This is a genomic window from Nitrosospira sp. CT, assembly GCF_059489795.1.
This window is the reverse complement of record NZ_JCAHZJ010000066.1, coordinates 57549-84507: the sequence shown is the minus strand read 5'-3', so window position 1 is coordinate 84507 and position 26959 is coordinate 57549. Positions and strand designations below refer to the sequence as shown.

Genomic DNA, 26959 nt, shown 5'->3' with positions numbered 1-26959 from the left:
AGCTGCGGATTTTGGTAGTTATCTATGGGATTGCGTGTCGAGTTGGAAGAAACACAGTTTTATGCGTTGGGTCCACTTAACCAATTTCACTTGAAGGTTTCGCATTTCCGTAAGATTCGAGTCAGGTAGACAGATTCCAATACATCGTCTCCGCCACATCACCCAATCCCCCTCAACTTCTTCCTCGCCGTCGCATAATCGGGATACACGCTTCCCACCGTCTGCCAGAACGCCTTCGAATGGTTCATTTCGATGAGGTGGGAGAGTTCATGCACGACGACGTAATCCACCAGATCGAGCGGCTTCTGGATCAGCCTCCAGTTGAGGCGGATGATGCCGCGTGAGTTGCAGCTGCCCCAGAGCGTGCGTGCATTGGAGAGGCGCAGTTGCGGCAGGGCCACATTAAGTTTATTTGCGTAAAGGGTGATGCGTTCGGTAAAGCAGGTCAGCGCGTGCTGACGGTACCACTTCATCACGGCGCTTTCGATGTGCTCGGCAGCAACCACAGGTGACGGGGATAGTGGAAACTGCTGCTCGCCTTTCATTTTTTTAACTTCGCCGTTCGCACTTGCCGCCACCATCTGTACCGCTCCGGCGGAGGTAACCGTCACCTGCCACGGTTCTCCGAGCAGGGGGAAAATGGCGCCTGCTTCCCACGCGGGGCGGATGGGCTTCCTGTTTTTCCATTCGTCGAGCTTGGTGACGATCCAGTCGGCTCTTTTTTGCAGTACGGATTCGACCCAGCTCAATGATTCCCGCATCGGGATGCGCACCGTCAAGCCCTGGCTGCTCACTCTCATGCCGATGGTCTTGCGCCTGCAACGCATGAGCGTGTAGGGGACTTCGCTGCCGTTCAGGTTTATGCGGCGCAGTTCGTTTGCCGCGAGTTTGCTCGTCTTCGTCCTTTGGAATGCAATCTTCTTCACGCCGCAGGTTCCTCTTGCGTCTGGTCCGGATTGGGGTTTTCGTCCGGGTGCAGGCTATCGATCCGCGCCACCTCTGCTTCTATCCAGGCTTCCACTTTTGCATTGAGTTCGCCCGGTTCCATGCCGCTGGGGTCGATGGGCGCGCCGATACTGACGGTGATCGTGCCGGGACGCTTGATAAAGGCGTTCTTGCCCCAGAAGCGGCCCGCATTGTGCGCCACCGGTATGACCGGGGCGCCGGTATGGGTGCCGAGCCATGCGCCGCCAATGCCATATTTACCTTTTTTGCCGGGGGCAATGCGGGTGCCCTCCGGAAAAATGACGATGCAGAATCCCTGCCTGAGCCGGTCTTTTCCCTGCTCGACGATCTGTTTCAACGCAGCTTTTCTTGAACTGCGATCAATGGCAATTGGATTAGTCATAGCGAGGCCCCAGCCGAAAAAAGGGACCAGCAGCAGTTCTTTCTTTAGCACCCACACCTGCGGCGGAAAGATCTGCTGGAAGGCGATTGTTTCCCATGCCGATTGGTGTTTCGACAGAATGATGCTCGGAGTAGAGAGAATATTTTCCTTCCCTATGACGCGATAACGAATGCCGCAGACCACAGTCAGCAGAAACAGCATCAGGTGCGCCCAGCCGGAGGTGATGCGATAGCGGTTGAGGCGCGAAAGCGGGAATGCGGCAAAGACGATCAGGAAGTAAAAAGGGGTGATGATGAGCTGCAGGAGCGCGTAAAGTATGGAGCGCAGCACGACCGGAATCCAGTTCATTGCGTCAGGGCATTGACCGCCGCCGAGAGATCGGCGAATATTTTTGTGTTTTCGGGCAGGCCATCCTCGGCTTCGGTCTTTTTTCCTTTTCCGGTCAGCACCAGGACGGGAAGCGCCCCGACGGCGGCGGCGCACTGCAAATCACGCAGGGAGTCGCCGATCGCAGGCACACCTTTCAAGTCCAGCCCGAAGCGTTCGGAAATTTCCTTGAACATCCCGGTAGCGGGCTTGCGGCACCCGCAGTTGTCGGTGTTGGCATGGGGGCAGAAAAACATCGCATCGATGCGTCCCCCGGCCTGGATGACGGCTTTGCACATCTTGTCGTTGATGGCATTGAATGACACCATATCCAGCAAACCCCTGCCAATGCCGGACTGGTTGGTGGCGACCACCACCCGATAGCCCGCCTGCGTGAGGTGCGCGATTGCTTCCAGGCTGCCCGGAATCGGCTTCCATTCATCCGGCGTCTTGATAAAGGCGGCGCTGTCATAATTGATGACGCCGTCCCGATCGAGAATGACAAGTTTCATGAGCAGTTACCGTATCAGATCGCCAGCCGGGAAATATCTGCGATCCGGTTCATTGTCTTCTGCATTTGCGCAAGCAGGGCAAGCCGGTTGTGGCGCAGCGCTGCATCCTCCGTATTGACCATCACCGTATCGAAAAACTGATCCACTGGGGCTTTCAGTGCGGCCAGCGCCTGCAGCGAAGCGGTATAGTCGCCGGCAGCAAAGGCTGCATCGGCTTCCGGCATTATACGGTTTAATGCCTGATGCAGCGCCTGTTCCGCGGGCGCCTGCAACAGGGCGGGGTCGATTTCCCCGCCTGTATCGACTTCCGCTTTTCTGAGAATGTTGCCCACCCGCTTGTTGGTCGCCGCGAGGCTTTCGGCTTCCGGTAGGGCCGCGAAAGCGCGCACCGCGATCAGGCGTTTTTTGACATCATTCAGCAACTGGGGTCGCAGAGCGAGTACTGCCTCGATCTGCTGCGGCGAATAAGCGAGGCGGTCCTCGGCAGATGCTACGTAAACACGCTTGCCTGACTCAATAGCTTGGTCATCAAATGACTCTATGCTGAAGTAATGGCGCAGCCGTTCATAAATGAAATCGCTCAGGATTTCCGTTGCGCCATTAATCCTTTTTCCAAAAATACCCTCGGTTTGCTCAAGCAGGTCATCAAGTGAAAGTGGCGCTTCTTTTTCGATCAGTATCCGGATGACGCCCAGCGCGTGACGGCGCAAGGCGAAGGGGTCTTTGTCTCCAGTGGGTATCTGGCTAATGCCGAACAGGCCGACAAGTGTTTCGAGCTTGTCGGCGAGCGCGACACACACGCCCACTGGATTGCGCGGCAATTCGTCGCCGGCAAAGCGCGGTTTGTAGTGGTCTTCGATCGCGTCGGCGACCTCTTCGGCCACGCCGTCATGCTTGGCATAATAGCGTCCCATGATGCCCTGCAACTCTGGGAACTCGCCGACCATGTCGGTGAGCAGGTCCGCTTTGGCAAGCATGGCTGCTTCGCCCGCCCTGGCTGCGAGTTCATTGCCTCCGAGCTGTAAGCCGATGGTTTGTGCAATGGCCCAGATCCTTTCCACCCGTTCCGCCTGCGTGCCCAGCTTGTTGTGGTATACCACCCTCTGCAGGCCTTCCACCCGCGAGGCCAACGTCTTCCTCCGATCCTGGTCGAAAAAGAATTTTGCGTCTGCAAGGCGTGAGCGTAGCACGCGCTCGTTGCCGGCAATCACTGCACCCGCGTCCACGGGGCAGATATTGGATACGATCAGAAACTTGTGCGAAAGCCTGCCAGCGGCATCGAGCAGGGGAAAATACTTCTGGTTGGCCTGCATCGTCAGGATCAGGCACTCTTGTGGCACCTCCAGGAATGCCGTTTCAAATTTACCCATCAGCACATTGGGGCGTTCGACCAGCGCGGTAACCTCATCCAGCAGACCGTCATATTGGGTCAATCCGAGGTCTTCCTTGCTGGCGGCCCCCAGCAACTGGCGCTCGATCTCGGCGCGACGATGGGAGAAACTCGCAATCACCGCGCCTTCTTCCCGCAGCTGTTGTTCGTAACTGTCGGCATCTTTCACCGTCAGCGGATTCGTCATCGCTTCGAAACGATGACCTTGCGTTTGCCGGTCGGCTGTCAGGCCCAATATGGATACGTCCACGACTTCTTCCCCATGCAGGGCAACTAGCGCATGTGCCGGGCGGACGAAATTGACAGTATTCCAGCCATCGGCCAGTTGATACGCCATCATTCTGGCAATGGGTAATTTCTGCAGCGTTTCGTCGAGTGCTGCCTGCAGGCCTTCCGCCAGCGTCGCGCCCGTCACCGCGCTGTCCAGGAATAAAGTTTCACTTTTTCCATCCTGGGCGCGCTTGAGCAGAGGGAGGAGAGGGAGAGGATCAGCATCGCCGCAAAGACTGCGCAGCTTCTTGAGGAGGGCAGGAGTGGGCTGGCCACTTGCGTCCAGACCCACCGCTACCGGCATCAGTTTTTTCAGGGAGGATGTGTCCGGCGCCTGTGCTGCTATGCGTGTGAGATGTACGGCAAGGCGCCGTGGAGAGGCAAAAGGGGTAACGGTCGAGTCTTCCCACGCCAAGCCCTGTCTTTTCAGGCCTGCGGCTATTCCCTGCGCGAAACTGTCACCCAGTTTCTTCAGCGACTTGGGGGGCAGTTCCTCTACCAGCAGTTCAACCAGAAGATTTCGGGTTGCCAAACCTTGTGTTGCTTGCGTTGTTTCAGTCAAGCGGCTTTCTCCAGCAATTCCTGTGCCCATTCCACTGGCGCCAGGGGAAAGCCCAGACGCTTCCGGCTTTCGTAATAGGCGTGGGCCACGCTGCGTGCGAGCTCCCGGATACGTCCGATATAGGCGGCGCGCTCCGTGACCGAAATCGCGCCGCGCGCATCGAGAAGATTGAAAGTGTGCGCGGCTTTCAGCACCTGCTCATAGGCCGGCAGGGACAGTCCCTGTTTTACCAGATGCCGGGCTTGTGCTTCATGGCTTGCAAAGGCTTGGAACAGGAAATCTGCGTCACTGTGCTCGAAGTTGTAGGAGGATTGCTCGACCTCGTTCTGATGGTAAACATCGCGATAGGAAAGCCCCTCTGTCCAGGTGAGGTCGAAAACGTTGTCCACGCTTTGCAGGTACATGGCCAGTCGCTCCAGGCCATAAGTGATTTCACCCGTGATGGGCTTGCAGTTCATGCCGCCCACCTGCTGGAAATAGGTGAACTGCGTCACCTCCATGCCGTTCAGCCACACTTCCCAGCCCAGCCCCCACGCGCCGAGAGTGGGATTTTCCCAGTCATCCTCGACGAAACGAATATCGTTCTGGCGGAGATCGAAACCGAGTTCTTCGAGCGAGCCGAGGTACAGTTCAAGGATATTGGCAGGGGCGGGCTTCAGCACCGCCTGAAACTGGTAGTAGTGCTGCAACCTGTTGGGATTCTCGCCATAACGCCCGTCTTTTGGACGGCGGGTGGGCTGCACATACGCCGCTTTCCACGGCTCGGGGCCGAGCGCGCGCAGGAATGTGGCGGTGTGGGATGTTCCCGCACCCACTTCCATATCGTACGGTTGAAGCAGCGCGCAGCCCTGCCTGGCCCAGTAGTGTTGCAGGGCGAGAATGATTTCCTGAAATGTGCGCATGTAAGACTCTGAGCCGGACCGTAATTGACAAAAAGGCGCAAAAGCAAGAGGCAGCAAGAGATACCGGGCGCCGTAAAACTGCGTGAGAATGCGATTTTACCGTTTTTTGCGGGTTTCGCGAAAAGCGGATAACACGGCAAACCCCAGCAATATTCCGCAAAGCCCGAGAATCAGGCTGTTGCCGAACCGCACGTAAGGGGTGGCGCCGGCAAATCCCTGTGCTGTGCCATGCAGCGCGGTGGTGGTGAATATTTCCGCCTCCTGCAACACCCGGCCGCGCTCGTCGATGATTGCCGTGACCCCTGTATTGGTTGCCCGCACCATATAGCGTCCCGTCTCAAGGGCGCGCATCTGGGAGATCTGCAAGTGCTGACGGGGACCGATGGAGCGGCCAAACCAGGCATCGTTGCTAACGTTGGCAAGCAGGGTGGCTTGCGGCAGCTGCTGGATGATCTCCTCGCCGAACACGTCTTCATAGCAGATATTCACTGCGACCCGCTGCCCCGCGATATTCATGGGCTGCTGTCCGAGTGCGCCCCGTGAAAAATCGGATAACGGAATTTTCAGGACGTTGATGATCCACCCGAACACCGGCTTCAATGGGATGAATTCGCCAAACGGTACGAGGTGATACTTGCGGTAACTCTGTTCAGGGGAGGTGCCGAAGCTGAACATGGAATTATAGTATTCGCTGCGGCCACCCGGTGCTTCCACCAGGCCAACCAGAATGTCGCCATTATTCCGCCTTGCATGGGCGGCTAGCTGGGCAAGATAGATGGGCGATACCTCATTCCGGTAGAGCGGGATCGAAATTTCGGGTGTGATGATCAGGCGGCTGTCGCTTTGCAGTGCAAGCCGCGTGTAGTTTTCCATGGAACTGATGAGCTGGTCTTCACGCCACTTCATATCCTGCGGAATATTCCCCTGTAGCAGGCTTACGGTCACCGGTTCGCCTTCGGGTTCAGTCCAGTGAATCTGCTGGAGGCCTAAACCGGCAAGCCAGAGCGTCAGCAGGGGTAAAAAATAGAGGGGCTTGCGAAATTTCTTCTGAACGAGCAAACACAGCAGCGCGGCACTCAGCACCACCAGCAGGGAAACGCCGTATACGCCGATAATGGGCGCGAAACCAGCCAGGGGGCTGAGCGGCGCTTGGGAGTAACCCAGGGTCAGCCATGGAAAGCCGGTGAACAATACGCTGCGCAGCCAGTCAGACAAGGCCCACAGCGACCCGGCAGCCAGAGCCCATACGATAGGGGACGCGATATCCAGTTTTTTCAGTGTCCAGCCTGTCATTGCCGGAAACAGCGCGAGGTAGCCGCACAGAAAAATGAGCGCAAGCACGGCCACCGGCATTGGCATTGCGCCGAAATCATGCAGGGAAATATACAGCCAGGTGACACCCGCACTGAACATTCCCATGCCGAACGAGAAGCCGAGCAACCCGGCTGCGCGAGGTCGCGCGCTGTTGCGCCAGAAATGACACAACAGCGCGAGGGTCACAAGCGGGATCGGAAAAAGATAAAACGGCGCAAAACCGGGAACGGTAAGTGCGCCGAGCAGAAAACAGACCAGCAGTTCCGAACGGATTATTTTATTCAATGTGCTTCAATGATTCGCGCCTGGGCGATAGTGCGCCCACCTGTGCTACCTCTTCTTTGGAACCGAACGACAGAAAACCATCTTCAAATCAATCCGTCCGGGATCCGATCTTCATAACCCGCTTGCTTGAGAAGATGCGCCATACCGGCCTTATACGAAGAGGAGCGCTGATAATCAGCAACAGAGCGTGCCGAGCTCCCGTATGCCCGGCGGAGCGAGTGCTTATCCCCAAAAAGACGCCAGGATCACGCGCCTTGATCAGAAACCTCGTCTTCCAGTATGTGGCAGGGCAGCAATAATCGGAAAGTCGAACCGACCCCTACCGCCGACTCTACTTCCAGTTTGCCTCCCAAAAGCCGTGTCGCTTCTGAAGCGATGGACAAGCCCAGCCCAACGCCCGGTTTGCCGTAGGTATCGGCGCGCTGGAAAGCATCGAACAGGTGGGTCAGGTTTTCCGGCGCAATGCCCGGACCCTGATCGCTCACGCTGAGGATCCAGGCGCTATTTTCCCTGCTGGCGTTATGACGGGCTGTGACTTCTATCCGGCCATCCGAACTGTATTTTACCGCGTTTCCCAGCAGATTCTGCAATATAGGCACCAGCAACGCTTCTTCACTGATCACTTTCGCGCCTTCCGGCACATCGATGCGTAACTTTATTCCCTTCAATTGCGCTTCCGGTGTGATCTGCCTGACTGATTCAGATACCAGTGAATTCAGATCCACCGCTTCCATCGCCAGGTGAAAGTACCCTTTTCGCAGTTGCTCGGATTGCAGCAAGCGATCCATTCCAGCAGTGGTCTTGAGTATGATGCTCCTGACCGACTCCAGGTCCGCGACGTTGCCAGCAAGCTCGGGAATTTTTGCGAGCTTCGTGGCAAGCATCTGGATGTACAGTGTCATGTGACTGAGGTGATTGCGAAGATCATGAGAAAGAAAAGAGAGATACTTAGACTGGATTTGCGTTGCAGACTTGAGCTGCCGCTGCAGATTCTCGACGAATATGACGATTCCGCTTTGCAGCGCCGCATCCACTGCCATGTTCAGGGCAACATTGCTTGTCTCGTCCAGTTCGCCATTCAATTCTTCGGAAATCTGTTCGATCATTACGCGCCGCAGAAGCTGGTACTCGACCACCAGTTCGCGCATGTTGTAATTTTCCTGAAAGCGCGACTCGCCATGCAGTTTGCTGCCTTCCACCAGCGCCTGGGTAGTGACGGGATGGCTGGAGGAAAACGCTTCGATCACCTCTTCCAGGATAAGAGGCACGGAGTCGCGGAGGTTTCTTAGCGTAAGCGCGTCAGCCGCGGGCAGGGTGCAAGCGACAGACTTCTCCCACTCCCGAAGGATGGCCTCCTTGCGTACGCGCAGGGCGGAGGCGAGGTGAGGAAACGCATGATATGCCAGCAGGTCCAGAGTGGGGCCGGCTATAGACATAAGTTCTGAAAAACTGAGGGTTTGGAGAGCGCTATTTTACTGCCAAATTGGGAGATGAAGTCGGGGAGCGATATCTTTCAATCTCAGGTTGATCTGAGGCAGGGCCCTTGCCTTTTAAGGGGGGCTTGCGGGTGGCCTTGATATGGGCTGCTGATTTTGTGCTAGACTCATATTCTGAAGCCATGACGTCAAGAGGAACCTATGCGAGGATATAGGAATAGGGGTTCCGCGCACAGTCTGCTGACGCTCACCAAGGATGTATTGTGCCGGCTGTTTCGGCACGGGCAACGAGAGTTGGGGAGAGTGGCCAATAGCTGGATATTGGCAACCATAAAAAAGAGATTCGTCCAGCTGATTTCCCGGGCATGGGAGATGGCAAGCGGCAGGCAGACATGGGCGCGCATAAGAAACAGATTATATTGGCTCATTTACCAGGGACTTGAGATAGTGAGCAACAGCCAGGCTCTTACACTTACAAGAAAAACACTGCGCGGCCTGATACTGTTATCGAGCATTCCATTGTTTGGAATGGTGGCAGCCTTCGGTATTGCCCCCGATACGGCGGTGGAAGACGTGCCGGCGGTCGAGCAGGTCGTCCTCGGCCTGGAGATTCCGGAAATTCGCGCCAGCTCGGCGGAGGGCATGACTTTCTGGCGTCATGAACGTATCCAGCAGGGCGATACCATCGGGAGCCTGCTTTCCCGGCTTGAAGTGAATAATCAGGATGTGGCGCGTCTCATTCGGGATACCTCGGATCTGAAGGCCTTGCATCCACTGGCCGCGGGCAGAATGGTGCATGCCGAAACCAGCGCCGTGGGTGAATTGCTGCTGCTGCGCTACTTTCCCGGTGGCAGCGAACAGGTGGTGCTGGAAAAGCGCGATGGCAGCTATGTGGTGAGCGATAGGCCGGCATTGCTGGAAACACATATCCAGATGAAATCCGGCGTGATCGAAAGCTCGCTTTTTTCTGCGATCGACCGCGCGGGCATTCCAGACAGCGTGGCTTCCCAGATTGTCGATATCCTGGCTTCCCAAATAGATTTTCACCGCGATCTGCGCAAGGGTGACCGTTTTACGGTGGTGTACGATTCCCTCTACGGCAACGGGGAACCGACGAGAGCAGGCCGGGTGCTGGCGGTGGAGTTCGTCAACCAGGGAGTGCCTTATCGGGGAGTGTACTTCCCGGGGAGTGACGGTGGAGAAGGCGGTTATTACACGCCGGATGGCAAGAACCTGCGCAGGGTGTTTCTGCGCTCGCCGCTGGAATTCTCTCGCATCAGTTCCGGTTTTTCCACCGGCCGCTTCCATCCCGTCCTGAAAAAATGGCGGGCTCATAAGGGCATCGACTACGTGGCCCCCACCGGCACAGGGGTAAAGGCAGTGGCCGATGGCGTCGTGGCGGTGGCGGGATGGAAAGGGGGATATGGAAATGTGATCATCCTCGAGCATGAAGGGTCGTATGCTACGGTTTACGGCCACCTGTCTGCTTTCGCCAAAGGGTTGCGCAAGGGTCAGCGTGTCCGCCAGGGGTATACCATTGGCCGGGTTGGAGCCACTGGCCTAGCGAGCGGGCCCCATCTGCACTTTGAATTCCGTGTCGACGGCATTCAACGCGATCCTCTGAAGGAGCCCATGCCGGAAGGAAAACCGATCGCTCCCACACACCTCGCGGCATTTTACGAATCAACGAAATCGTCGATGGCGAGGCTCGATATGCTGCGCGGCATCAATCTCGCACTGCTGGATTAACGGGGTGGTCGACCGGATCGACTGGATAAAGGTTATGTCAGCGGGAGAGATTTGAAAGCGGAGTATTATATCGGCATCATGTCGGGCACCAGCCTTGATGGGATCGACGCAGTACTTGCCGATTTTGAAGCCTCCCCGCCGGTATTACTGAACAACTTCTATCTGCCATACCCAGGAAAGCTCCGCGAACAGCTCAAGGAACTCCACTTTCCCGGCCATGACGAGTTGCACCGCGCCGCGACGCTTGGTAATCAGCTTGCCCGTCATTACGCTGAAGCAGTGGCGGGCCTGCTCCGCAAAAGCGGCGTTGCGCCCTACGAAGTCGCTGCCATCGGATGTCACGGACAAACCGTACGTCATTGTCCCCAGGCAGAAGCGGGTTACACCATCCAGTTATGCAATTCCCCGTTGCTGGTAGAACTCACCGGAATCAGGGTGGTTTCCGATTTCAGGAGTCGCGATATCGCTGCAGGAGGACAGGGCGCGCCCCTGGTGCCGGCATTTCATCAGGCTTTGTTCGCGGACCCGCACGTTCATCGCGTGATCGTCAACATCGGGGGAATCAGCAATCTCACTGATCTGCCGCGAAGTGGAAACGTGACAGGATTCGATTGCGGTCCGGGCAATGCAATGATGGACGAGTGGTGTGCGCGATATACCGGGCAAGCGTATGATGAGGATGGAAGGTGGGCGGCAACCGGAAAAGCGATCCCACTGCTGCTGGAAAAGCTGCTGGCACTGCCGTTTTTTTCCCTTCTCCCACCTAAAAGCGTCAGCAGGGAATTATTCAGTACAACCTGGCTGGAAGGCTATCTGAAGGGAAATGAGAGTCCGGCCGATGTCCAGGCCACCCTGCTGGAGCTGACCGTCACCGGAATTGCCCGTTGTATACTCGATTACTGCGGGGATGCAGCTGAAATTTATGTGTGCGGCGGGGGCGCACGGAACACTCAGCTCGTCGCCTCCCTTCAGGTGGCATTGTCCGGCAGGAAAGTTGGATTGACGGACAGCCTGGGCGTGGACGCGGACTGGCTGGAAGCTTTCGCCTTTGGCTGGCTTGCGCGACAAGTCATCCATGGCATGCCTGGTAATATTCCCTCGGTTACCGGCGCGAAGGGGAAACGCCTTCTCGGAGCCATCTACCCTGCTTAGGACCTGTCGCAGAGTTAACCCGCAGGGTTTAAACGGAGAATGAAGAGCCGCAACCGCAGGTACTTGCAGCGCCCGGATTCTTGATAACGAACTGGGCGCCCTCTGTGTTTTCCTGATAATCGATTTCCGCTCCTGCCAGATACTGGAAACTCATTGCGTCCACCAGGAGTTTGACACCGTTTTTTTCCATTACTGTGTCGTCTTCACTTATCAGTTCATCGAAGGTGAATCCGTACTTGAAGCCGGAGCATCCGCCTCCTGCCACGAATACCCGCAGCTTGAGATCGTTGTTTCCTTCCTCTTCGATCAGCTCTCTGACCTTGTTTGCCGCGCTGTCGGTAAAGATCAATGGCGTCGGGATGTTCGTCATCGAATCAGTCTGACTTGAACCGTCGTTGAAAGGGGCGTTCATAAGCGTTTCCGAATTACCTGGTAAGAGATTGCAGTGTTACACGTGCTTCAAATCGTTGATCTGGGCTGCCGGCAATAATGTAACGACATTGCTTCCGCGTTCCAGGATTTCCGTATGGAGCAGCATGCCCTGAACAGATGCGCCGAGATGTATTTCCATGCCCTTATAGTGTACATCGCCACAGACCTTTGCTTTTGGCTGGAGTTCCACATACTCGGTAACCTTTATCGTGCCGACTACCGTGCCATTGATCACCGCATGGGAAACGTGGATGACACCCTCTACGACCGCCTGATCGCTTAAAACCAGAGTGCTCGGCATGTCGCTCAACCCGGTAATGTTTCCCGTAACACGACCGTCTATCCGTACTCCCCCGCTGAAGATGATATTTCCTTCAATGTGAGTATCAACGCCGATAAGCGAATCGATCTGGTTGTGCGGTTTGCCTATTTTCTCAAACATTTTCTCTCCTTACAAAGACAGATTCACCGTTTGCATGAGTCTGGCCTGCGTTTCGCCCTTCTCGAACACTTTCACCTGCAAGCTGTCGACAATGGCATCCGGAGCCAGCCAGAAAGTGCTTTCCACCCGCCGATAAAATCGGAAGCTGACATCAAACTTCTTCGATGGGTCGTCGTCGCTGGTCTCGTTGGAGGTCAATGACTGAACCATTTTTTCCCCGTTTTGCTGAAAGTTGACGGCAAATTCCAGGTTTCCGTGAAAATCCTTGCCCCGCACTCCCGACTGAACCAGAAGCAGGCTGTACCGGTATTCGCCGGGCAGTTTACCTTTTTCAAGCTTCAGGCCCCCGATGGAAACACGCTGCCCGGTCTTGCCGGGAGCAGAACCAAGATTCTGGAAAAAGGCCAGTTCTTCCTTGAGGCGCGTATTCTCGGCCTGAAGGGTCTTGACCTGGCTTGCAATATCCTGACGGGCGGCCTGATCCATTTGCAACTGCTGATCGAGCCCCGCCATCTTTATGCGCAGTTCGTCATTCTCGTGTTGCAATCGCGCATTCGACTGCGACAACCGCTCCATCTCCGGTCCTGTCTCAGTTTTTTCTTCACGTGGAAGTTCGATTCTGTCGGGAATACCCGCTTTGCGCCCGGCATCGTACATACCCCAAGAAAGAATCAGCGCAGCCACGAGCAGGATGGCAAGAGTCGCCCAGCGGACATGAGCGGGAGTCTGTAATCGGACCGCGGCTGGCGCCGCAGCTATTTTTTGCCTTCTGTTACGCGACTTTATCATAAGCGCAGGTCATGCCCTTTGAAGCGGCAGCCACGCGTATCCGAAACATCGCAAAAGAGCATCAGATCGGAATAATGGAAAGTTTCTCTTGCAGGCCGGGTTCTCGATCACTACCAGGAGCCGTGCCGAGAGAAACCCGCAGCCGACTATGGATATTCTAACGATGAACTTCGATCTTGACAAAGACTATTAATCCGGCCAGAAAATACTATGAATCTCGTCATTCCGCTTATTTACGATTTTCCTTACGGAAACAAGGGGACGTGGGTGATAGCAAGAGTTTCCGGCAAGCCGAACATGAGGTTCATATTCTGCACTGCCTGCCCGGCCGCCCCCTTGACAAGGTTATCCGTAACCGAGAGTATGACGGCTGTATCCCCCCCCTGGGGGCGATGGACGGCGATGCGGCAGAGATTCGAACCTCGCACAGAGCGAGTTTCCGGATGAGAGCCTGCCGGAAGTACGTCGACAAACGGTTCATTCACGTAGCGGTTTTCGTATAACGCCTGTAAATCGACTTCTTTAAGGAGTTTTGCATAAAGCGTGGCATGGATGCCGCGAATCATCGGGGTAAGGTGCGGTACGAATGTCAGGCCGATGGGGTGTTTTGCCGCTTGTGACAAGCCCTGCCTGATCTCGGGAAGATGGCGATGCCCGGCTACCCCATAGGCCCTGAAATTATCCGCTGCTTCAGCAAAAAGGGTATGAATTTCCGCGTTGCGTCCTGCGCCTGACACGCCTGATTTCGCGTCTGCGACGAGATGATCCAGATCCACGGCGCCTGATTCTACTAGAGGAAGGAAACCCAGTTGCACGGCCGTGGGATAGCAGCCGGGGTTGGCTATGAGCCGCGCTGTCTTTATCCTGTCGCGATTGATTTCCGGCAGGCCGTAGACCGCCTCCGCAACCAGTTCGGGGCAGGCATGGGACATTCCATACCATTTTTCCCAGACGGCGATATCCTTGATGCGAAAATCGGCGGCAAGATCAATTATCCGTACGCCTGCATCGAGCAGGGATGGAACCTGCTTCATGGCAATGCCATTCGGGGTGGCAAAGAATACCACGTCGCATTTATCGAGGTTTGCCTCCGCGGGATCGGAAAATTTTAACTCTATCCGTCCACGCAGGCTTGGAAACAACTGGGCGACATCCATCCCAGCTTCCTTGCGCGATGTAATTGCCTCGATACTCACCTGAGGATGTTGAGACAAAATACGCAGTAACTCCACTCCGGTATATCCGGTTCCACCTACGATGCCAATCTTAAGCATGGTTCTTCGAGATTTTCGTGTGGTTAAAATTCGTTGTCACGCCGCATCTACCTCACATTGAGATCCGGATGATGTCTGTGGCAGGAAGGTTTACGATTACAGGCGCTAAAAAAAGAAAAAAGCCGCCTGTCCGCCAGAAGCAGCGGACAGGCGGCTTTTTAAATAGATAAAAGCTTATCGCTTGGAGAACTGCTTCCGGCGTCGTGCCTTGCGCAGACCAACTTTTTTGCGCTCCACTTCACGCGCGTCACGCGTAACCAACCCGGCATTGCTCAATACGGGTTTCAGGGTTGCATCGAAGTCAATCAGCGCCCTGGTAATTCCATGCCTCACTGCGCCTGCCTGTCCGGATTCGCCTCCGCCATGAATATTCACCAGGATGTCAAAGCGATCGAGATTTCCGGTCAATTCCAGCGGCTGGCGCACCACCATGCGTCCCGTTTCCCGGGAAAAAAATTCATCCACGGGTTTGTTGTTGACTGTTATCACGCCGCTACCCGGCTTGATGAACACGCGCGCTACGGCGCTTTTGCGCCGCCCCGTACCGTAACTGTAGATTCCATTCATGATGATCAAGCCCTGACTTCAAGTTGCCGCGGCTGTTGCGCGGCGTGTGGGTGTGCTGCACCGGCATATATTTTTAGCTTCTTTAACATTGCATAGCCGAGAGGACCCTTCGGCAGCATGCCTTTTACCGCTTTTTCCAGCGGTCTGCCGGGAAAACGCGCATGCATTTTCGCGAAACTCGTTTCGTATATACCACCAGGGTAACCGCTGTGGCGATAGTACATCTTGTTTTCAGCCTTGTTGCCGGTAACGCGCATCTTGTCCACGTTGATCACGACAATGAAATCACCGGTATCCACATGCGGCGTATAGATGGGCTTATGCTTGCCGCGAAGACGATGGGCAATCTCGGCCGCGAGACGTCCAAGTACCTTGTCCGCCGCATCAATCACGAACCATTCCCGATTCACTTCATGTGGCTTGGCTGAAAAGGTTTTCACAAACCTACCCCTGCTTATTTACTGAAAGCCGCGCATTCTATGTCAGAGATGCGCAAATGTCAAACCGGCATCCGCAGGCAGTGGACGCATTCGCCTGCCACAAACACCGCTTTCTTCGTTGACTTTCGTTTTGCAAGACGGAGAATGCCGGCGACTTCTGTTCCCACCAAAATAATTGAGAAAACGGTTATCATAACGCACCTTAAAATTGCCGGCGGAAGATTACAGCGAATTATTGAGACAAGAACTGCAGGAAGCCTCTGAACAGGGGCTCCATGCTCGCCTGGCAACGAGTTAGAAGATTCCATAACATCATCTTATTATCTTATTTGTTCGAGGAGAAGTTGTATGTCGCAAAAACACCCTGTCATCGCCGTTACCGGATCATCCGGCGCCGGTACGTCGACGGTCAAGAATAGTTTCGAGCACATTTTCCGGCGCGAGAAACTGACTGCTGCGGTGGTGGAGGGGGATAGCTTCCATCGTTATGATCGCGATGCCATGAAAAAAGCCGTAGCCGAATCCGAAAAGGACGGAGGACGCCCCATCAGTCATTTCGGTCCGGAGGCCAACGAGTTCGAGAGGCTGGAAGCGTTGTTCAAGGAATACGGCGAGACTGGCGGCGGGGAGACGCGCCTGTATCTGCACAATGACGAGGAAGCGGCGCCCTACCAGCAGAAGGCGGGCACCTTCACGCCCTGGGCGCCGATAAAGCCCGGCTCGGATCTGCTGTTTTACGAAGGGCTGCATGGAGGAGTCCAGAGCGACACGGTGGACGCGGCCAGATATGTCGACCTGCTGGTTGGGGTTGTGCCCATCGTGAATCTGGAGTGGATTCAGAAAATCCACCGCGACATGAATGCGCGTGGCTATTCGGCTGAAGCGGTGACGCACACGATACTGCGCCGCATGCACGATTACGTGCATTACATTACTCCGCAATTTTCCCTGACGCATATCAATTTCCAACGGGTACCGACAGTGGATACCTCCAATCCCTTCATCGCCCGGGATATTCCGACACTGGACGAAAGTTTCGTCGTGATCCGGTTCCGCGATCCAAAGAATGTGGACTTTCCGTATCTGCTTGCCATGATTCACAACTCATTCATGTCTCGCCCAAACACTATCGTCGTTCCCGGCGGGAAAATGGGTCTGGCCATAGAGCTCATATTGACGCCGCTCATTCTCGATCTCGTGGTAGCGAGCCGCAAAAAGTAGTCGCGCGCAATAGCGCCGAGGCGTTATAGTAAAACCTCCTGCAAACCCGGCGTCCCTTCGTCCCTTTCTGCCCGCACCTCGCGGATTTGCGCAGATTCCATATATCGGAGGGAGGTGCCGGGATGCAGGAGCATCAAGCTGTTCTACATTGCTTTTAATCCGATTTTGCACGGCCTGAACGATTCCGGGCCCTGCCCGGACCGAAAAAACCTTTGCTGTATGTCTTCTCTACTCACCGCACTAAACCCGGAACAACTCGAAGCCGTTACGTTACCCCATCAGTCGGCGTTGGTGCTTGCCGGCGCGGGCAGCGGCAAGACCAAGGTGCTTACAACTCGCATCGCCTATCTGATCCAGTCGGGCGATGTCAGTCCTCACGGAATATTGGCCGTCACTTTTACCAACAAGGCGGCCAAGGAAATGCTCACTCGCATTGCCGCCATGTTGCCCATCAATATCCGCGGCATGTGGATAGGTACCTTCCACGGCTTATGCAACCGCCTGCTTCGCGCTCACCACCAGGATGCCGGCTTGCCGCAGACCTTTCAGATTCTGGATTCCGCCGATCAACTGGCGGTCATCAAGCGCATCCTGAAAAATCTGGGCGCGGATGATGAGAAATTTCCTCCGCGCCAGGTCCAATGGTTCATCAATAATGCCAAGGAGGAGGGGCTGCGCGCATCGCAGGTGGAAGCGTACGATGACTACACGCGCAAGATGGTCGAGTTTTATGCATCTTACGAGCAGCAATGCAACAAGGAAGGGGTGGTTGATTTTGCCGAGCTGCTGCTGCGCAGCTATGAGTTGCTGATGCGCAACGAAATCGTACGCGAACATTATCGCGGTCGTTTCCTGCACATCCTGGTGGACGAGTTTCAGGATACGAGCCGGCTGCAATACAAATGGCTGCGGCTGCTCGCCGGTCCGAAAACCGCTGTCTTAGCCGTGGGCGATGACGATCAGAGCATTTATGCCTTTCGCGGCGCCAATACCGGCAACATGAGAGAGTTCGAACAGGACTTTCGCATCCCCAGGATCATCAAGCTGGAGCAGAACTACCGTTCACATGGCAATATCCTGGATGCAGCCAATACATTGATACGCAATAACAATGGACGGCTCGGCAAGAATCTCTGGACTTCGGAAGGACGTGGCGAGCCGATACGCGTATACAATGCTCCGACTGATTTCGATGAAGCGGCGTTTATTGTGGATGAGGTCAGATCCCTGCGTGCGGAGGGTGTCGCATTGTCCCAGATCGCACTCCTTTATCGTTCCAACGCGCAATCACGCGTTCTGGAGCACGCCTTGTTCAATGCCTCGCTGCCTTATCGGGTGTACGGGGGCATGCGCTTCTTCGAGCGGCAGGAAATCAAGCACGCATTGGCTTACCTGCGGATGATAGCCAATCCGGAGGATGACAACGCGCTACTGAGAATCGTCAACTTCCCCGCGCGTGGCATCGGCCTGCGGAGCCTGGAGCAATTGCAGGACGAAGCCAGGCAACAAGGGGGAAGTCTCTGGGACGCGATGCTGAAAAAATGCAGGGGCAGAGAGCCTTCCACGTCAGGCTTGCCGAATAAGCCGCCAGTAGGAACGGGAGAGAATAAAGAGCCGGACAGGCCCAGAAGAGGCATCGAGGGCTTCGTCGCGCTGATCGAATCGATGCGGCAGGTTTGTGAAACCCTGCCGCTCCCGGAAATCGTCGGACACATGCTGGAGCAGAGCGGATTGATTGGGCATTACCGCGCCGAGCGCGAGGGTACCGACCGGCTGGAGAATCTGAACGAGTTGATCAATGCGGCTACTGCCTTCGTGCATGAAACCGAAGATGACGGCCTGGCCGTTTTTCTCAATCACGCTTCCCTGGAAGCAGGCGAGCACCAGGCTGGCGGAGGGGAGGACGCTTTGCAGCTGATGACCGTGCACTCCGCCAAAGGACTGGAATTTCACAGCGTATTTCTAAGCGGTCTCGAAGAAGGTCTGTTTCCCCACGATAACAGCCGTAACGAGGCAGGGGGACTGGAAGAGGAGCGACGCCTGATGTATGTAGCCGTGACGCGCGCGCGGCGCCGCTTGTATTTGAGCTTTGCCCAAAGCCGCATGTTGCATGGCCAGACCCGCTACAACATTCCCACCCGATTCCTGGAGGAAATACCCCAGAGCGTGCTCAAATGGCTGCAACCCGTGCAGAAGACAGCGCCCTGGCGACCAGAGCCGGTTTCCCCTGGTCGGGAGTTTGCGCCGCGCCCGCAAATCCGGGAAACGGGTACCCGGGAGACGGCGGCATCGCCTTGGCGGGTGGGCCAGAACGTGGTTCACGCAAAGTTCGGGGCAGGGGTGATCGTCAGCTGCGAAGGCCGCGGTGCAGACGCGCGGGTTGAGGTTAAATTCGGCCGAAATGGCACCAAGTGGCTGTTACTGGAATACGCAAAACTGACGGCGGTGTGAGTTCGTGAGTCCATGTGCCCGGTGTGAGCTGGAAACGTTGCACTTTCGCATCTCCCCGTAGTTTTCCGCCGGCAGTTCCCGCCGGCATTTCCCGCTGGGAATTCCCAGGCGGATTCACGCGGCTTCCGTGACATCCCCGGAGTTTGCTGTTTCCTGAAAGATATCCATGTAGCTGGTATAGATCGAAGCAAAAACGGTCGGGACCAGCACAAAAAATCCCAGGCCGTAAGGAATCATGGCGGTGATTGTAAGCCCCACGAGTACCACCAGGTAAATCTGGAATGCCACGATATTTTTCACGCACGCGAAAAAGCTCGTTCGCATTGCTTCCACTGGAGGCATTTCATTGAATACCGTGAGCAGGGGTGCGAACCAGGTCGCCATCAGGAGAGGGATGGACAGGGTCAGCGCTACCAGGGAAGCGGATAGCATATCGCCTGATACGTTTTTCAATTCGTTTTCATCGACCCGTTTTCCTTCCAGCAGCAGGCTCATGAGCACGTCGCCACCGACCAGCATGAATATGCCAACGATGAGCACCTGGCCCACCAGATAAATTCCTCCTATCGTAACCAGCGGTCCGGCGTTGCGAAAGCCCGCAAAGAGATGCGCTATTTCCAGTTGTCCCCCGCGTTCCAGCGTTCTGCAGCCAATCATCAGTCCCGCCAGGAATACCGGCGAGAGGAGCGTGAAAATGAATTGACCCGCTGTCGGGATAAGCCCCAGGGTGGCTGCGATCAGCAGAAGGGTGGTGCAAAGAAGAATCCATACCATGGGGACCTTGCGGAACAACTGAAAACCTTCCGCTATCCACTCCCATCCCCTTCTCCCATCTACCTGCCTGATATCCATCTTGTTTTTTCTCCGGTAAACGCCTTCCATGCTTTGGCATGCCGCTGGCTGTTCAACTGACGGTCAGATCCACACCTCGGCGAGCTTGGAGCGTGCTGCTGCATGGTTTTTCAGTATACGCTTGAAGTGAGCGGGATCCTTCACATGCGTAAGTTCTCCGGCCCGCGGCAGGTGATAATCCTGCAGGCGTGAGAGCCAGAAGCGCAACGCGCCGCCGCGCAGCATCACCGGCCAGGCGTCACGCTCGACCTCCAGCAGCGGCCGGGTGCGATGATAGGCTTCGAGCAGTGATGAGGTTCGCTCCGTGTCCAGTTCCGCGTTTTCGTTGAGGCACCAGTCGTTCGCCGTAATCGCCAGGTCGTATAGCAGCACGTCGTTGCAGGCAAAGTAGAAATCGATTACTCCGCCCATTGCGCCGTCGTTGAAAAGCACGTTGTCACGAAACAGGTCGGCATGAATCACGCCGCGCGGAAGACTTTCCGCCCGATGCGATGATTGGAAGCGTAATTCCTCCCTGAGAATTGCCGCCTCATCCTCTGAAAGAAACGGCATGACTTCCTGCGCCGCAGCTTTCCACCACCTGGGTCCTCGCGAGTTCTCCATTTTTTCCGGATAGGATAAGCCGGATAAATGCATGTTCGCCAGGAGTTCGCCAACCTCGGCACAGTGCGCCGCCGTGGGAGATTCCTGCGACTTTCCGGGAAGGCAGGTGACAATGCTCGCCGGCTTGCCGTTGAGCTCTCCCAGGAATTTATTGGCGAGATCCGCCACAGGGCTGGGGCAGGGAAGGCCGTGGCGCGCCAGGTAGGCCATCAGGTTCAAATAGTAGGGCAGCTCCGCCGGAGCCAATTTCTCAAACAGTGTCAGAACATATTTGCCGTGGCTGGTGGTGACAAAATAATTCGTATTTTCAATGCCGGAAGAGATGCCCTGCAGATTGATCAGTTTGCCGATGGAATAATTTCTCAGCCATGCGGAAAGCTGCTCATGGGTAACAGTGGTGAAGACAGACATGGAGCGGGAAAGTAAGGCAGAAGCAGTTTAATCAGGCGCAATGGCTGTCCTGGGAAATCAGAACTCTCGTATCACCCACATCGGAGGGCGAATACGCTGATCCAGACCACCTGTGTCGTGGGTGGAAAAAGTGCCATCGCCGCGATTGTCGATCAGGTAATACGGAAGCCCTATACGCGGTATGACCTTGATCATGTAGAGGCGTCCATTGAGGCGATATTCCTCGATCTGGTCCTCCCCCCGCTTGGTGATGGTAACCTGCGGTTCAAGCGATTCTTCCTCGTCCTCGATGCCGGGCGAGGGCAGCGATAATTCCGGGGGTTCCGGCACTTCCGGTATGGGCCGCAGATCCTTGGGTTGATTGGATTGCGCCGCCGCCGGTAGTGCAGAACTCAATAACAGTGCAACAACGATACGACGCATGGCGCCTCCCGGCGGGTCAGGTCAATACGTCATTCTATCCGAAATGCCCTGGCTGTTATAGATTGAGTTGAATTTCCCGTTCCGCGGCGGAAGGCTCGAAACCGCGCGTCTCGTAATACTTGAATATCGCGTCCACCACCTCCGCCGGCTCGTCGATTACCTGGATCAGGTCCATATCTTCAGGGGCGATCATGCCCTCCGCAACGAGCACATTCTGCAGCCACTCGAGCATGCCGCGCCAGAAATCCGAACGAACCAGGATAATGGGCATTCTGCGCGTCTTCCCGGTCTGGACCAGTGTCAGCGCCTCCATCAGTTCGTCCAGCGTGCCGAATCCGCCGGGCAGCACCACATAGGCTGTTGCGAGTTTGACGAACATGTATTTGCGCGCAAAAAAATGGCGAAACGTCTGGCTGACGTCCTGATAAACATTCCGGTGCTGTTCGTGCGGCAGCTGGATATTCAGTCCGATACTGGGGGATTCGCCATAATAGGCTCCCTTGTTCGCGGCTTCCATGATGCCCGGGCCTCCACCGGAAATGACGGAAAAGCCTGCATCAGAGAGTTGCCGTGCAATCTGTTCAGTTAACTCATAGTAGGGATGATCAGGAAGGGTGCGGGCACTGCCGAAAATGCTGACCGCGGGCATGACGGCGTGGAGGCGTTCCGTTGCCTCGACAAATTCTGCCATAATCCCGAACACGCGCCAGGATTCACGCCCTGACCATGCCTTCTCCCGGAAATCGTTTGTCATGGTACGGGCTGCTTTGTTTTTCAGGCTCATCTGAAAACCTTTGGAAGTTAAATGAAAACACTACTGCTGGTCGATGGTTCATCTTATCTGTATCGCGCTTTCCACGCGCTGCCCGATTTTCGCAACCGCAATAACGAGCCGACCGGTGCAGTCTATGGCGTGCTGAATATGCTGCGTCGCTTGCACAAGGATTATCAGGCCGATTATAGCGCTTGCGTATTTGATGCAAAAGGCAAGACTTTCCGCGACGAGCTCTATGCCGAGTACAAGGCGAACCGGCCACCCATGCCCGACGAGCTTGCCACCCAGATCGCGCCGCTCCTGGAATGCATCAATGCGATGGGATGGCCGATGCTCTCTGTGGAAGGGGTAGAGGCGGACGATGTGATCGGTACGCTGGTCAAGCAGGCGGAATGCGAGAACATGCGCTGCATCATTTCGACTGGCGACAAGGATATTGCACAACTGGTGAACCCACGGGTGACTCTCGTCAATACCATGACGAATGAAACACTCGACGAAGCCGGTGTGCTCGGCCGTTTCGGCGTATCCCCGGAACGCATGCTCGACTATCTGGCGCTGGTGGGCGACGCGGTCGACAACATTCCCGGCGTGGCGAAAGTGGGACCGAAAACCGCGGTGAAGTGGCTCAACCAATATGGGACGCTCGACAACCTGATTGTCCACGCTCACGAAATAGGCGGTGTGATCGGGGAGAATCTGCGCAATGCACTGGACTGGTTGAGCAGATCACGGCAGCTGCTCTCCATCAAGTGCGATGTTTCGTTGCCGGTCAGCCTGCATGATCTCGGACCCCAGCCCCTAAATACAGTAAAGCTCGCGGAGTTGTACGAGCGGCTGGATTTCAAGAGCTGGTTGCGCGAGCTGCAACAGGAATCCCAGGCGGGAGGAGGTACTGATGCGCTTTCTGCAGGTTCAGCCCAGGCAGGCTCGAGTCTGGTGCAGGCCGATTATCAGGCCATTCTTACCCCGGAGCAGCTTGATGAGTGGATGATGCGAATCGCCGCCGCGCAGCTTGTTTCGCTCGACACCGAAACGACCGGGCTCGATCCGATGCGTGCCGAGCTGGTGGGTATCTCGTTTTCCGTGGAACCGCATCAAGGGGGATATGTACCGCTGGGGCATCGTTATGCCGGCGCTCCCAGCCAGTTGTCGCTCGACTTCGTACTCGAAAAGCTCAAACCCTGGCTGACAGACGCCGCCGCTCCGAAACTGGGACAGAACCTGAAGTTTGACAGGCACGTGTTCGCCAACTACGGTATCGGGTTGAAAGGAATCGTTCACGACACGCTGCTGCAATCCTATGTCTTTGAATCCCATCGCCCGCACGATATGGACAACCTTGCGCTGCGGCATCTGGGGATCAAAACCATCAGCTATGATGAAGTCACCGGCAAGGGAGCGGCCCGAATAGGTTTCGAGCAGGTGGATATCGAACGCGCTGCGCAATATGCGGCCGAGGATGCGGATATCACGCTGCAGCTGCACCAGCATCTGTATGCTGAAGTTGGCAACGATGCAAAGCTCGATCATATCTATCGCACGCTGGAAATGCCCGTGATGGATGTCTTGTTCGAGATGGAGCGTAACGGCGTGCTGCTGGACCTCAAATTGCTGGAAACGCAAAGCCGCGAGCTCGGCGAGAAAATGCTGGCGCTGGAGGAGCGCGCCTGCACCATTGCCGGGCTGTCATTCAACCTGAATTCACCCAAACAGATTCAGGAAATCCTGTTTGACAGACTCAAGCTGCCTGTCATAAAAAAAACACCGACCGGCGTTCCTTCCACCGACGAAGATGTGCTGCAAAAACTCGCACTCGATTATCCGCTCGCCAAGGCTCTGCTGGATTATCGCGGTCTTGCCAAACTCAAGTCGACTTACACCGACAAGCTGCCGCGCATGGTGCATCCCGTCACTGGAAGAGTGCACACGAATTATGCCCAGGCCGTCGCGGTAACGGGCAGGCTCGCCAGTAACGAACCGAACCTGCAGAACATACCCATTCGCACTGCCGAAGGGCGGCGTATCCGGGAAGCATTCATCGCCCCGAGCGGATACAGGATCGTTTCCGCGGATTATTCACAGATCGAATTACGCATCATGGCGCACATTTCACAGGATGCCGGACTGCTCAAGGCCTTCGCACAAGGGGAAGACATCCATCGCGCCACGGGTTCCGAGATATTCGGCGTTCCTCTGGAGGCAGTGAGCAGCGAACAGCGCAGATATGCAAAGATCATTAATTTTGGCCTGATCTACGGGATGTCCGAATTCGGGCTCTCTACGCAGCTCGGCATCGAGCGGGCGGCGGCCAGAGCTTATATGGACCGCTACTTTGCCCGCTATCCCGGAGTGGCGGACTACATGCAGCGGACGCGAAAAACCGCAAGGGAAAACCGCTATGTGGAGACTGTCCTGGGGCGGCGGCTTTGGTTGACGGAGATCAACAGTGCCAACGGCATGCGCAGACAGGCGGCAGAACGCGCAGCGATCAATGCGCCCATGCAGGGTACTGCCGCGGATATCATCAAGCTTGCGATGATAGAAGTGCATGACTGGCTGCGGCGGAATGACCTGGGCAGCAAACTCATCATGCAGGTCCATGACGAGCTGGTATTGGAAGTGCCGGAAAATGAAATCGAGACGATAAAGCGCGAGCTGCCGCTGCTCATGGGCAACGTGGCGCAACTTCAGGTCCCGTTATTGGTGGAGGTAGGCATCGGGCCAAACTGGGAGCAGGCGCACTGAACACAGGGGTGAAAAGAGCGGGAAGGGGAGAAGTATTGCTTGCTAAACTGCTGAAAATTGCCGTAAAATCACCCCCTTTTCGGTTTTGGACCTCCATAGGCAATTTACATGGTCATTATTCGACTGGCGCGAGGCGGCGCAAAAAAACGCCCGTTTTTCAATATGGTCGTAGCAGATTCACGCAATGCGCGTGATGGCAAGTTTATCGAGCGCGTCGGTTTTTATAACCCGCGGGCAGCCGAGGGTGAGGAATCGCTTCGCGTCAAGCTGGATCGCGTCACCTATTGGCAATCAAAAGGTGCGCAGCCGTCAGATACCGTGAAAAAGCTGATCAAGCAATTTGATTCCAGGCAAGAAGTCGCAGGAAGCTGAGCCGGACCAATCCACCGAACCAATGGTGATAATGGGCCGCGTTACCGGTCCATATGCGGTAGGCGGCTGGATCAAGGTTTTTCCCTATACTGAATATGTGGATGGCTTGCTGGATTACCCGGACTGGTGGCTGGGCAGCGAGGGTGGCAAATGGCACAAATTCAAGGTGATCGAGGGCGAGGTTCACGGGAGCGTATTGCTGGCCTCACTTGAACGATGTGCGGACCGTGATGCGGCTGCGCGGCTGAAGGGACTGAAGATCGCCATTCCCCGCAGGCTGCTGCCGGCATTGCCGGAGAGCGGTGAAGAGGGTTATTACTGGTCGGATCTCATCGGGCTTGCAGTCATCAATCTGCAGGGTGAGGCGCTGGGTAAGGTGACAGGGCTACTGGAAACCGGAGCGAACGATGTGCTTCAGGTGCAAAATCCGGGAGAAACCGAAAGACTGATACCTTTCATTGACCAGGTAATCCTCAAAGTCGATCTGGCGGCGGGTCGGATTACGGTGGATTGGGGTCTGGACTACTGATTATGACGTTCGATTTCGACGTTATCACCCTGTTCCCCGAAATGTTCAACGCTGTAACCAGGTTCGGGGTAACCGGGCGGGCGAATGAAAATGCCATTTATCGCCTGTATACCTGGAATCCGCGGGAATTTACCGAGGACAATTATCGCAGGGTGGACGACCGGCCCTACGGGGGCGGACCCGGCATGGTAATGCTGGCGGAGCCCCTGGAAAAAGCGATAACTGCTGCCAGGGAAAGGCAAAGAGCCTGTGGTATCAGCAGCACGAAAGTAATTTATCTGTCACCTCAGGGAAGACCGCTGAACCAGAACATGGTGACGGAGTTAAGCGAATTGTCTGCATTGGTGTTGCTGGCAGGCCGTTATGAAGGAGTGGATGAGCGGCTGATCGAACGTCAGGTGGACTATGAGATTTCCATTGGGGATTATGTCGTATCCGGCGGTGAACTGGCGGCGATGGTGCTCATGGATTGTCTGGTGCGGCAGTTGCCCGGCGTATTGGGAGATCCGGAATCCGCGAATCAGGATTCCTTTACAGCAGGTTTGCTGGATTTTCCCCACTACACCCGGCCGGAGGTCTATCGGGGAAGCGTAGTGCCCGAGGTCTTATTGTCCGGAAATCACGCGAGGATCGAACGCTGGCGGCTACAGCAGTCCCTGGGAAGAACATGGTTGCGGCGGCCTGACCTGCTGTCATTGAAAATGGAGAAAGGCCTCACCGCGGAAGAGCGGAAGTTGCTGGAAGAATTCCAGCACGCATACGAAGCGAATTGAGTGCCAAATTGAAAGTTACCGAAACGTAAGGAATATAAGGCAAGGAGTCACGAAATGAATCTGATCGAGCAACTTGAAAGCGAAGAAATCAACCGCCTGGGCAAGACAATTCCCGATTTTGCCCCTGGAGATACGGTTGTCGTCAACGTCAAGGTGGTGGAAGGGGACCGAAAACGCATTCAAGCGTACGAGGGTACCGTCATTGCCAAGCGTAACCGTGGTCTCAATTCTGCCTTTACCGTGCGCAAGGTATCGAGCGGCGAGGGAGTGGAAAGAACGTTTCAGACCTATTCTCCCTTGATCGCAAGCATAGAGATCAAGCGCCGTGGGGCGGTCCGGCGCGCCAAGCTTTATTATCTGCGTGATCGCTCCGGAAAATCTGCTCGCATTCGCGAAAAACTGCCGGCTCGCGCTTCAGCCAGGAAAGCAGAAAACGGAACGCAAAAGACCGAGCAGGCCTAAACCATTAAGCCGGCATTAAACCGGCTTCAAGGAACCGCGGAGCAGGTCCTCAGCGGTTCCTTTCTGCACAGGGGGGCACCTTTGTGCACGTTACTCTCGTTCATGCTCT

26 protein-coding genes are annotated in these 26959 nt (G+C 55.7%); 9 read left to right on the top strand and 17 right to left on the bottom strand.

What is annotated here, in order from left to right:
* Positions 1-158 precede the first annotated feature (158 nt).
* The 7 genes from AC52W5_RS11910 to AC52W5_RS11880 form a co-directional block, all read right to left on the bottom strand.
* Positions 159-926 (bottom strand): M48 family metallopeptidase, encoded by a 768-nt coding sequence (locus tag AC52W5_RS11910; RefSeq protein WP_495671142.1) that lies wholly within the window; start codon positions 924-926, stop codon positions 159-161.
* Positions 923-1696 carry a lysophospholipid acyltransferase family protein gene (locus AC52W5_RS11905; protein WP_107762503.1) on the bottom strand — a complete coding sequence of 258 codons (774 nt, stop codon included), beginning with the start codon at positions 1694-1696 and terminating at the stop codon, positions 923-925. Before AC52W5_RS11905 ends, AC52W5_RS11910 begins: the two co-directional genes overlap by 4 nt.
* Positions 1693-2226, bottom strand: a complete 534-nt coding sequence (gene gmhB / locus AC52W5_RS11900; protein ID WP_074972334.1) for a D-glycero-beta-D-manno-heptose 1,7-bisphosphate 7-phosphatase — start codon at positions 2224-2226, stop codon at positions 1693-1695. Before gmhB ends, AC52W5_RS11905 begins: the two co-directional genes overlap by 4 nt.
* 14 nt (positions 2227-2240) lie before the next feature.
* Positions 2241-4478 carry a glycine--tRNA ligase subunit beta gene (glyS, locus tag AC52W5_RS11895; protein WP_495671141.1) on the bottom strand — a complete coding sequence of 746 codons (2238 nt, stop codon included), beginning with the start codon at positions 4476-4478 and terminating at the stop codon, positions 2241-2243.
* Positions 4445-5350: a glycine--tRNA ligase subunit alpha gene (gene glyQ / locus AC52W5_RS11890; protein WP_495671140.1), complete on the bottom strand. Its 906-nt coding sequence runs from the start codon at positions 5348-5350 to the stop codon at positions 4445-4447. Before glyQ ends, glyS begins: the two co-directional genes overlap by 34 nt.
* Positions 5351-5446: 96 nt before the next feature.
* On the bottom strand, positions 5447-6940 hold the full coding sequence (lnt, locus tag AC52W5_RS11885; RefSeq protein ID WP_166636957.1) for an apolipoprotein N-acyltransferase: 1494 nt from the start codon (positions 6938-6940) through the stop codon (positions 5447-5449).
* 254 nt (positions 6941-7194) lie between these two features.
* Positions 7195-8385 (bottom strand): sensor histidine kinase, encoded by a 1191-nt coding sequence (locus tag AC52W5_RS11880; RefSeq protein WP_495671139.1) that lies wholly within the window; start codon positions 8383-8385, stop codon positions 7195-7197.
* A 201-nt stretch (positions 8386-8586) separates the two neighbouring features.
* Between AC52W5_RS11880 and AC52W5_RS11875 the strand changes: the two genes are divergently transcribed.
* Both AC52W5_RS11875 and AC52W5_RS11870 read left to right on the top strand, forming a co-directional pair.
* Entirely contained in the window at positions 8587-10134 is a 1548-nt protein-coding gene (locus AC52W5_RS11875; protein WP_495671138.1) for an OapA family protein, read from the top strand.
* 51 nt (positions 10135-10185) lie between these two features.
* Positions 10186-11286, top strand: a complete 1101-nt coding sequence (locus tag AC52W5_RS11870) for an anhydro-N-acetylmuramic acid kinase (protein WP_074972330.1) — start codon at positions 10186-10188, stop codon at positions 11284-11286.
* 28 nt (positions 11287-11314) lie between these two features.
* Here the strand turns inward: AC52W5_RS11870 and erpA are convergent, their stop codons facing one another.
* The 6 genes from erpA to rplM all read right to left on the bottom strand — a co-directional run bounded on the left by erpA (position 11315) and on the right by rplM (position 15230).
* Positions 11315-11656 (bottom strand): iron-sulfur cluster insertion protein ErpA, encoded by a 342-nt coding sequence (gene erpA, locus AC52W5_RS11865; protein WP_495671309.1) that lies wholly within the window; start codon positions 11654-11656, stop codon positions 11315-11317.
* 78 nt (positions 11657-11734) lie between these two features.
* Positions 11735-12160: a bactofilin family protein gene (locus AC52W5_RS11860; RefSeq protein ID WP_074972328.1), complete on the bottom strand. Its 426-nt coding sequence runs from the start codon at positions 12158-12160 to the stop codon at positions 11735-11737.
* A 9-nt stretch (positions 12161-12169) separates the two neighbouring features.
* On the bottom strand, positions 12170-12949 hold the full coding sequence (locus AC52W5_RS11855) for a DUF6776 family protein (protein ID WP_495671137.1): 780 nt from the start codon (positions 12947-12949) through the stop codon (positions 12170-12172).
* A gap of 245 nt (positions 12950-13194) precedes the next feature.
* Positions 13195-14223 carry an N-acetyl-gamma-glutamyl-phosphate reductase gene (argC, locus tag AC52W5_RS11850; protein ID WP_074972324.1) on the bottom strand — a complete coding sequence of 343 codons (1029 nt, stop codon included), beginning with the start codon at positions 14221-14223 and terminating at the stop codon, positions 13195-13197.
* Positions 14224-14397: 174 nt separating this feature from the next.
* Positions 14398-14790 (bottom strand): 30S ribosomal protein S9, encoded by a 393-nt coding sequence (gene rpsI, locus AC52W5_RS11845; RefSeq protein ID WP_074972681.1) that lies wholly within the window; start codon positions 14788-14790, stop codon positions 14398-14400.
* A gap of 5 nt (positions 14791-14795) precedes the next feature.
* Positions 14796-15230, bottom strand: coding sequence for a 50S ribosomal protein L13 (gene rplM, locus AC52W5_RS11840; RefSeq protein ID WP_074972322.1), 435 nt, complete (start codon positions 15228-15230; stop codon positions 14796-14798).
* Positions 15231-15578: 348 nt separating this feature from the next.
* On the opposite strand from rplM, the gene AC52W5_RS11835 reads away from it, so the two are divergent.
* On the top strand, positions 15579-16451 hold the full coding sequence (locus AC52W5_RS11835) for a phosphoribulokinase (protein WP_113066557.1): 873 nt from the start codon (positions 15579-15581) through the stop codon (positions 16449-16451).
* 219 nt (positions 16452-16670) lie between these two features.
* Positions 16671-18902, top strand: coding sequence for a UvrD-helicase domain-containing protein (locus AC52W5_RS11830; protein WP_495671136.1), 2232 nt, complete (start codon positions 16671-16673; stop codon positions 18900-18902).
* A 114-nt stretch (positions 18903-19016) separates the two neighbouring features.
* Here the strand turns inward: AC52W5_RS11830 and AC52W5_RS11825 are convergent, their stop codons facing one another.
* Genes AC52W5_RS11825 through AC52W5_RS11810 form a run of 4 tightly spaced genes read right to left on the bottom strand, consistent with a single transcriptional unit; the run spans position 19017 to position 21975 of the window.
* On the bottom strand, positions 19017-19784 hold the full coding sequence (locus tag AC52W5_RS11825) for a BPSS1780 family membrane protein (protein ID WP_495671135.1): 768 nt from the start codon (positions 19782-19784) through the stop codon (positions 19017-19019).
* 33 nt (positions 19785-19817) lie between these two features.
* Complete coding sequence (locus AC52W5_RS11820; protein ID WP_495671134.1) at positions 19818-20768, bottom strand: homoserine kinase; 951 nt, start codon at positions 20766-20768, stop codon at positions 19818-19820.
* A gap of 57 nt (positions 20769-20825) precedes the next feature.
* Complete coding sequence (locus AC52W5_RS11815; RefSeq protein ID WP_074972313.1) at positions 20826-21191, bottom strand: DUF2782 domain-containing protein; 366 nt, start codon at positions 21189-21191, stop codon at positions 20826-20828.
* A 55-nt stretch (positions 21192-21246) separates the two neighbouring features.
* Complete coding sequence (locus AC52W5_RS11810; protein ID WP_107762491.1) at positions 21247-21975, bottom strand: LOG family protein; 729 nt, start codon at positions 21973-21975, stop codon at positions 21247-21249.
* Positions 21976-21996: 21 nt separating this feature from the next.
* Between AC52W5_RS11810 and polA the strand changes: the two genes are divergently transcribed.
* The 5 genes from polA (at position 21997) to rplS (ending at position 26850) form a co-directional block, all read left to right on the top strand.
* A complete protein-coding gene (polA, locus tag AC52W5_RS11805; protein WP_495671133.1) occupies positions 21997-24714 on the top strand; it encodes a DNA polymerase I in 2718 nt (905 codons plus the stop codon).
* A 108-nt stretch (positions 24715-24822) separates the two neighbouring features.
* The gene (gene rpsP / locus AC52W5_RS11800) at positions 24823-25086 is read left to right on the top strand and encodes a 30S ribosomal protein S16 (protein WP_011379931.1); all 264 of its coding nucleotides are present in this window, start codon (positions 24823-24825) and stop codon (positions 25084-25086) included.
* A 22-nt stretch (positions 25087-25108) separates the two neighbouring features.
* A complete protein-coding gene (rimM, locus tag AC52W5_RS11795) occupies positions 25109-25615 on the top strand; it encodes a ribosome maturation factor RimM (RefSeq protein ID WP_495671308.1) in 507 nt (168 codons plus the stop codon).
* A 2-nt stretch (positions 25616-25617) separates the two neighbouring features.
* Complete coding sequence (trmD, locus tag AC52W5_RS11790; protein WP_495671132.1) at positions 25618-26388, top strand: tRNA (guanosine(37)-N1)-methyltransferase TrmD; 771 nt, start codon at positions 25618-25620, stop codon at positions 26386-26388.
* A 54-nt stretch (positions 26389-26442) separates the two neighbouring features.
* A complete protein-coding gene (gene rplS, locus AC52W5_RS11785; protein WP_495671131.1) occupies positions 26443-26850 on the top strand; it encodes a 50S ribosomal protein L19 in 408 nt (135 codons plus the stop codon).
* Positions 26851-26959: the final 109 nt, after the last annotated feature.